6 protein-coding genes are annotated in these 8,392 nt (G+C 38.2%); 5 read left to right on the forward strand and 1 reads right to left on the reverse strand.

The features are described from left to right. Positions 1-84 precede the first annotated feature (84 nt). The 4 genes from secD (at position 85) to LC419_RS12115 (ending at position 6,351) form a co-directional block, all read left to right on the forward strand. Positions 85-2,994 carry a protein translocase subunit SecD gene (gene secD, locus LC419_RS12100; protein WP_223607577.1) on the forward strand — a complete coding sequence of 970 codons (2,910 nt, stop codon included), beginning with the start codon at positions 85-87 and terminating at the stop codon, positions 2,992-2,994. A 436-nt stretch (positions 2,995-3,430) separates the two neighbouring features. After that, positions 3,431-4,648: a TCR/Tet family MFS transporter gene (locus LC419_RS12105; RefSeq protein ID WP_223607578.1), complete on the forward strand. Its 1,218-nt coding sequence runs from the start codon at positions 3,431-3,433 to the stop codon at positions 4,646-4,648. Between the two features lie 71 nt (positions 4,649-4,719). Continuing rightward, positions 4,720-5,619: an AraC family transcriptional regulator gene (locus LC419_RS12110; protein WP_223607579.1), complete on the forward strand. Its 900-nt coding sequence runs from the start codon at positions 4,720-4,722 to the stop codon at positions 5,617-5,619. Positions 5,620-5,694: 75 nt separating this feature from the next. After that, positions 5,695-6,351, forward strand: a complete 657-nt coding sequence (locus LC419_RS12115; protein WP_223607580.1) for a hypothetical protein — start codon at positions 5,695-5,697, stop codon at positions 6,349-6,351. A gap of 109 nt (positions 6,352-6,460) precedes the next feature. Here the strand turns inward: LC419_RS12115 and LC419_RS12120 are convergent, their stop codons facing one another. Beyond that, positions 6,461-7,405: a hypothetical protein gene (locus tag LC419_RS12120; RefSeq protein ID WP_223607581.1), complete on the reverse strand. Its 945-nt coding sequence runs from the start codon at positions 7,403-7,405 to the stop codon at positions 6,461-6,463. 803 nt (positions 7,406-8,208) lie between these two features. Here LC419_RS12120 and LC419_RS12125 point away from each other — a divergent pair. Beyond that, on the forward strand, positions 8,209-8,392 hold a 184-nt coding region (locus LC419_RS12125), incomplete at its 3' end, for a hypothetical protein (protein ID WP_223607582.1).

Genomic DNA, 8,392 nt, shown 5'->3' on the forward strand with positions numbered 1-8,392 from the left:
AAACCATTTCTGCTGTTAAAAAATTCATAAAATAATAATAAAATCATTATATTTGCCGACTTAATTTAACGTAGTTATAACAAAATGCAAGGAAAAGGACTTATTACAATTGTTGCTATTGTACTAGGGTTAATTTGCTTAAATGAGCTATTACCAACTTGGTACGCCAGCAAAATTGAAAGGCAGGCGACTGCTGTTGCAGGAGACAATCCGGAAAAGTATCAGAAAGAAATTACAAGACTTTCTAAAGATACTTTGAACCTGGGATTCACAAAACTTTATTACACTAAAGCCAAAGACAAGGAAATGAAACTTGGTCTTGACTTGAAAGGTGGGATCAACGTTCTTTTGGAAATTAACCAAAGAGACCTGGTGAATGATTTAACGAATTATTCTACCAATCCTGTTCTTATCGAGGCTTTAAACAAGACAGATGAAGTTCAGAAGAATTCTACAAGATCTTATATTGATAACTTCTTTGATCAGTTTGAAGCGATCAACAAAGCAAAAGGAACAAACCTTAAGCTTGCTGATCCTGAACTTTTCGGGAATACCAATTTATCAGAAATCAGATATAATACTTCTGATGAGCAGGTAAAAAGTATCATCAAGAGAAGAATTGATCTTTCTGTAGGAACAGCTTTCGAAGTAATCAGAACCAGAATCGATAAAATGGGTGCTGTGCAGCCCAACGTTCAGAGAGTACCTGGTACTGCGAGAATTTCTGTTGAAATGCCTGGTATGAAAGATATCGATAAAGTGAAGAAAATGCTTCAGACTTCCGCAAAACTTCAGTTCTGGGAAGTACAGCAGGTTCCTGAAATTGCACCTTATTTCCAGACATTGACGACAATGGTTGGAATCAAAGGTGATTCTATGGGAGTTGCGAAGAACATTAACTTCATGAATCTTCTAAACCTTGACAAACTAAGATCAAATGGTGTTGCAAGTGTAAAACTTTCTGATACAGCTGCTGTAAACAAAATTTTGAACAGCAAAGTAGGTCAGTCTTTACGTCCTTCCAACATTAAATATACACAGTTCATGTGGGGTTACAAGCCTGAAGGTACAGATACTGAAAGTTTAGTATTGTATGCCATCAGAGGTAACATCAACCAAAAAGCTCCTGTAGACGGTGCTGTTGAAACGGCGAGCATCAGCTATGATGAGCTGAGCAGAGTAGTAGTAGATATGCAGATGGATTCTAAAGGTGCTAAAGAATGGAAAACATTAACTGAGAAAAACGTAGGTAAGCCGGTAGCGGTAACATTGGATGGCAGAGTATATACTGCACCAAACGTTGTCAGCGCTATTCCTAACGGTAGAACTCAGATCTCAGGTAACTTCTCTCAGGAGGAAGCTAAAGAACTGGTAGACGTTTTAGGAGCGGGTAAGTTACCTGCTGGAGCAAAAGTAGTTCAGGCTACCGTAGTAGGACCGTCATTAGGACAGGAGTCTATTAATGCAGGGGTGATCTCATTTGCTATCGCATTTTTAATTATCATTGTTTATATCATCTTCTATTACGGTGGTGCAGGTGTGTACGCGGTAATTGCAATGATTGTTAACTTATTCTATATTTTCGGAATTATGGATTCCGGAGACTTTACACTTACGCTTCCTGGTATCGCGGGTATTGTACTGACGATGGCCATGGCGGTGGATACCAACGTAATTATTTACGAAAGAACGAAAGAAGAACTATTCGCAGGCAAGAGCATTTTAGAAGCTTATAAGGATGGTTTCAAACATGCATTAAGCGCGATTGTTGATGGTCACTTAACGACTTTATTGACAGCGGGTGTACTTTTCTTATTCGGAACAGGACCTATTAAAGGATTTGCTTTGACCTTAGGAATTGGTATCTTAATGACATTCTTTACATCTGTATTGCTTTCAAGAGTAATGATCTTCTCAAGACTTCACAAAGGAAAACAGCTTTCTGTTTGGACTGCTCCAACGAAAAACCTATTCAGAAATACATGGATCGATTTCATTGGAAAGAGAAAATATGCATACATTGTTTCAGGTATTTTGACAGTAATTTGCGTAGCATCTATTGCGATCCACGGATTTAAATATGGTATCGACTTTACAGGAGGTAGAAACTATGTGGTAAGATTTGACAAAGATGTCAACGCTGAAGATATCGAACAGAACTTGGTAAAAGTATTCAAAACTGAAGACGGTAAAAACTCTTCTGTGGAAGCTAAAACGTTCGGAAATGACAGACAGCTGAAAATCTCTACAGATTACCTTATTGAAGATGAATCTTTAAAAGCTGACCAGACGGTAGAACAGAAATTATACGAAGGATTAAAAACCAGCTTACCGGCTAACACTACATTGCATGATTTCAAATCTGCAGATAAAGAGCATGCAGGAATTATCTCTTCTGAAAAAGTAGGACCTACGGTTGCAGATGATATCAAAACTCATGGTATTCTTGCGGTAGTAGCTGCTTTGGCGGGGATCTTTATCTACATCTTGCTGAGATTTAGAAAATGGCAATTCTCATTGGGTGCTGTTGTGGCACTATTCCATGATGCGGTAATTATTTTAGGAGCGTATTCATTGCTTCACAAATTTATGCCGTTCAACATGGAGATCAATCAGGATTTCGTTGCAGCGATCCTTACGGTACTAGGATACTCCATCAATGATACCGTTATTATCTTCGATAGAATTAGAGAATACCTAAGAGAGAAGAAAGCTTTAACGCTAGCTGGATTATTTGATGACTCTATCTCAAGTACATTGGGTAGAACGTTCAACACTTCATTCACAACGATTCTTGTGATCTTAGCGATCTTTATCTTTGGTGGTGATAACTTAAGAGGATTTATGTTTGCGATGTTAATCGGTATTGGATTCGGTACCTATTCATCCATCTTTATTGCATCGGCTATCGCTTATGACTTCCTTAAGACAGGAAAAGAAGACGAGGTACACGGCAAAACGACAAGTACGAAAGAAGTACTTGCTTCAAAATAAGATCAACTACAATAAATAAGTAAAGACCGTTTCGAAAGAAGCGGTCTTTTTTTGTGGTCGGGTTTTCGGGATGCGGGATGCGAGGTTTGAGTGTTTGAGTGTTTGAAGGGTTCGAGATTTGGGGATTTGTGTTTAAAAAAATTAATATTTAAAATTCAAGGTTTAAAGGTATATTTATAGCGTTTTGGAAGTAAAGTTTTGAGTATAAGAATTTTTAAATATGAGCAATGAGAGGCTTGTTTTTTTTTTTATCTTACACCTCAAAACACGAATCCTGTACTCCTAATCTCGAAAAACTCGTATCCCGAAACACGAACCTTGGTATCCCGTAACTCTAAACCCCAAAACGCTCAAACCCTCAGACTCTCAAACTTAGCCTTCCAAACCCCAAAATTTAGAACCATTATATTTCAGATTTGATTAATTTTGCAGCACTATGGAAAATTCAAGGAAAAAAGCAGCCATCGGCTTTATATTTATCACTCTGCTCATCGACATCACGGGATGGGGAATCATTATTCCTGTAGTTCCCAAATTAATTGAGGAACTGATTCATGCCGATATCAGTGAAGCGGCAAAATATGGCGGCTGGCTTGGTTTTGCCTATGCATTTACCCAGTTTATCTTTTCTCCGGTGGTAGGAAACCTGAGTGACAAATACGGAAGGAGACCCATTATTCTGATCTCGCTTTTTGGTTTTGCAGTAGATTATATTTTCCTTGCATTAGCTCCAACCATTTGGTGGCTTTTTCTCGGAAGGGTTATTGCCGGAATCACAGGAGCCAGTGTAACAACGGCCAGTGCCTATATTGCGGATATTTCTACAGATGAAGACAGAGCTAAAAACTTTGGACTCATCGGAGCTGCATTCGGTCTTGGATTTATTATAGGACCGGTATTAGGGGGAGTTTTGGGACATTATGGAGCCAGAGTACCTTTCTATGCAGCGGCTGGTTTGTGTCTATTAAATTTCCTTTACGGTTACTTTGTTCTTCCTGAAAGTTTAGATAAAGATAAAAGAAGGGAATTCGACTGGAAACGTGCCAATCCTATTGGTTCATTTAAATTCTTAGGGAAGCACCCGGAAATTTCAGGATTGATCTTTGCCCTGATCTTAATCTATATTGCAGGCCATGCTGTACAGAGCAACTGGAGCTTTTTCACCATGTATAAATTTAACTGGACCGAAAGGATGGTTGGTATTTCACTGGGTGTCGTAGGTCTTTTAGTAGGCTTGGTACAGGGTGTTCTGATACGCTGGACAACTCCAAGGCTAGGTGAGGAAAAAAGTATTTATTACGGATTAGCGCTGTATGCATTTGGAATGCTTCTGTTTGCTTTTGCTACAGAAGGCTGGATGATGTTTGCCTTCCTGGTGCCTTATTGTCTGGGGGGAATCTGTGGACCTGCGCTTCAGTCGGTGATCACGAAAAGTGTTCCGTCTAATGAGCAAGGTGAACTTCAGGGGGCTCTGACCAGTTTGATGAGTGCTACTTCCATTGTGGGACCTCCATTGATGACCAATTTGTTTTACTTCTTTACGCATGATGAAGCGCCTTTTGAGTTTTCAGGGGCACCGTTTTTCCTGGCGTTTATTTTAATGGCGATTAGTGTGGTGATGACCTATTATGCTTTTCAGAAACAGAAAAAATGATAAAAAGCTGATCAAAAAACTTTGATGAGGGTAATTGAAAGCCTGGAATTATTTTAAACTAAACAGATCTTATGAGCCGGATTCCCCAATATAAACCTGATGATTTCAAACCCATCCTGGGTATAGATTGGGAAGAAAAAAGTGGGGCAAAAGAAGAACTGAATGAATTTTTTATAGAACCACTTCACGTACTTAAGGATGCCAAAATTCCTTCCCAGCCGCACCGGAAAACGGTGAATGATTTTATATTCATCAGAAAGGGGAGTATAGAAAAAATGGTATGTTCAAGCCTTTTTGATGTACAGGAAGGAATGATCATGCTGCTTCCTCCCCATAAGATCCGGACATTTATCCATTACACCCCTGATGTGGAAGGGTTTTACTGCCACTTTTCCAATGACTTCATTGCAGATGGCCCGGGTTTGAGGTATCTGCAGGATATATTGAACCATGCTGATATTATGTATGATCCGACCCTGTTTCTGGATCAGGAACACCGGGAGAGGATCTTTGTTATCCTTCAGCAGATGGAATCGCTGTATCAGCAGAACCGGAATCTGGATCTTATCCGGCTGTATCTTTTTACCTTGTTGGGAGAGATCCGGCATTTTATAGAAAAGCTCCCACACCATGATCTTTCAGTGAATGAAACGTTGGTTTTTCGTTTCCGGAAGCTGATCACCGGTCAGATCCAGAACTTACATGCTGTGAAGGAATATGCTGATCTGCTCAGTGTTTCTCCTAATCACCTCAATAAGACGGTAAAAAATACAACGGGCAAAACGGCTTCAGAAATTATCAATGAATCTTTATTGATGGAAGCAAAAGCTTTGTTATCACTGCCCCATCTTTCTGTCTCAGAAATTGCCTTTGCTTTAGGTGTTGACGATGTTTCCTATTTTTCACGTTTTTTCAGAAAACATAGCGGGATGAGCCCTTCGGATTACCGGAAGGGGATTGATTTGTCCTGATAACCGATTTATCTGTTCTAACCATTTTCTCGTGTAATCCGGAATTTTACGGATATAATTGATCACGGTTAAAACATGAAAAAAATGATTCTTTTCGCAGCAGGAATATTTCCGTTGCTGTTTAATTCTCAAACTAATGTCCCTGTTTCCAATCCGCCGGTATTATTTGAAGCTTTAGCCGGAAATAAAGGTTTTGCTTCACAGATGACGGTGAATAAAGCATTTGAAGGAAACAAAAGACTGGGGTTCTTCAGTGTGGCTAATATTTCTTCGAAATGGGGTGAGGATAATTCAAGAGATGCCATGATTCAGGCCAATCTGACCTTTGAGGTTCTCAAAAACTTCCGTTTGCTGGGAGGTTCTCATTATACCCCTAACACAGGCCTCCGACCTACTGCCGGCTTTATGTATTCTAAAAATTTTAATGATTTCTTACTGATTGTAAACCCAAGATTTATAGGATTCTCTAAAAGCAGTATTGCCGAAGGTTTTGTAATGATGGAGTATAAACCTAAGATCGGTGAAAACTGGAAAGGGTATTACCGATTTCAGGGATTGTATTCCGAGACGATAAAAGACGGAGAACATACCCGGAGTTATCTGATGCTAAGAGTTGGAGTGAGTTATAAAACCATTACTTTTGGTGCCGGAGCTAACTTCGACAGTTATGGACTTTTTAAAGCAAGCAAGCAGAATTATGGAGTGTTTGCTGCCGCAAGATTATTTAATTAAAACCATTATTTTACCCTATCATTTAATTTTTTATACATCAATAAAACAAGGAAGCCACTATAGCTTCCCCGTCTTTTATTGAAAAATATAATAATATGTTCAGAATTTTTTACGGATAAAGTGATTTCGTTCCGTTGCTTACTACGTTGCTTCCCAATCCGGAAAAGGACACGGAGAAATTACTGGAATTAAAGCTTAAAGAACCTGTAGGGGTACATAATCCAAGTGCATATCTACATTGTCCGTAGGCGCCGGTTCTCTTCGTAACTTTACTTTCACTTTTTGCTTTACCCAGGCTGATATTTCCCCAGTCGCTTACGTCTACATTAGAAACTGTAGAACCGGAATAGTAGATTGTGATCTGATACCCGATTTCCCCTCTTTTAGAACCCCAAAGCCATTTGGCAGTCCACCATTCCTTATACCATTTTGAAGATACTTTTGCCTGGGCATCGGTAGGAGAAACCTCAGTATTTCCTCTGGCGTCCATCATCACAAGTCCGGCAAATATATTATCCCAGATAATTCCTGATTCATTATAGAAGCAAAGAGAAGTAAATTGTTCCCCTTTATGATTCCATGAAATTTCAAGAACGTCAGTACCCGTTTTTATTTGCTCTGAAGCCGCTTCCTTAAGTCCTTTTTGAGCCTCAGCCAATTGATCTCCCGAGAATAATGTCCCGATTTTTCCCACTTTTACAGTTTCCGGAGCCAGAATATTTCCTTCTGCTGTAAATTGATCTCTGTCAGAAATTAATTCCTGAGAGATTTCGATTCCTTTTTGAGTTGACAATTTTCCTAAAACAGTAATTCCTGTAATCTGCAGATCGTTATTCAGATACTGTTCAAGATTTTTCTTGGAATCATTAATCTGAGTCTGAACATTTTCCGGAACAGCCTTTAGTCCGGGTGTAATTTCCTTTTTCAGATCAGCAGCTGATACCTTAGTTGCAGCAGATTCCTGTATCATTTCACTGTTGTCATCCTGACAGGCAGTAAGCGTAAGTACCGATATCACGGCAAAAAGCTTGAAAGTAGTAACAAGTTTTTTCATAGTAAAATATTTAATGATTTTGTGTGTAATAAATATAATGAAATAAAACATAACTCCCATTTATTTGAATTAAATATTTGTTAACGTAGCGTTAAGGGAGAGGATCGAGGGCCAAAGTCAGGAATCAGGATGATTGTCAGATACTAGATTTCAGACAGGGAATAGGGACTTTTAGGGCTAGGTTAAAATTGTAAATGGCAAATCTGGTTCTGGAAACTTCCAAATAGAAAGCAAATTTCCGATCCTGCTACGTAAAGGGGGGAAGATTGGGTAAGATCTCATAAATGCTATTTCGTCAATGTTACAGTATAAATTTTTTTTGGTATTGAATGAAAAATTTCTACTATCTATTTTGACCGTTATTGCAGGATTTATATACTATAATTAATTTAGCCACTATAAAATGTATAGTTTATTTATTTCTGAAATATCTCGTGAGGAAGACAGGTTAAAAGGGATCGATAGAAAAGAAATGCATATTGTAGAAATATATTTTAAAAGAAGATTTAGTAATTAAAATCGGGAATGCAAAAAGAATCATATATATGGTGCCAACTTGAGAGCCTAATCTTTTGTTAGTGAAAATAAATGGGTGTTTTTATGATCTGAGATCCATTAGAAGTGATAGAGAGAAAGTCATTATAAATTCACAAAGCAACTGTTGAAGATGATGATGCATTCAGTTCGAAAGTCTTCACAATCCTTAATATAGCAGGTGAGATATTTAATATAGAAAATAAAAAAAAAGATCATGATGAAAAGTGTCATAAAATCAGTGAAACTATTATAAAATTTTAAGAGCCATGGAAATAAATAAAGATGGAAACTGGAATTCATTGTGGACAGAACAGCTGAAATTGTCTCTGGAAGAAAATTTAGACAATCAAAGTGTAGGTGAATACCTTGTTTTTGAAAACGAAAAAATAAAAATATGGACGATACATTTACATCCTGGAAAATCGCTGCCTTTTCATAAACACTGCAAAC

This window comes from Chryseobacterium sp. OSA05B (genome assembly GCF_019970065.1).
Classification (GTDB): domain Bacteria; phylum Bacteroidota; class Bacteroidia; order Flavobacteriales; family Weeksellaceae; genus Chryseobacterium.

Coding starts and splice junctions, on each gene's coding strand:
- secD (WP_223607577.1), top strand. CDS start 85: ATGCAAGGAAAAGGACTTATTACAATTGTTGCTATTGTACTAGGGTTA.
- LC419_RS12105 (WP_223607578.1), top strand. CDS start 3,431: ATGGAAAATTCAAGGAAAAAAGCAGCCATCGGCTTTATATTTATCACT.
- LC419_RS12110 (WP_223607579.1), top strand. CDS start 4,720: ATGAGCCGGATTCCCCAATATAAACCTGATGATTTCAAACCCATCCTG.
- LC419_RS12115 (WP_223607580.1), top strand. CDS start 5,695: ATGAAAAAAATGATTCTTTTCGCAGCAGGAATATTTCCGTTGCTGTTT.
- LC419_RS12120 (WP_223607581.1), bottom strand. CDS start 7,405: ATGAAAAAACTTGTTACTACTTTCAAGCTTTTTGCCGTGATATCGGTA.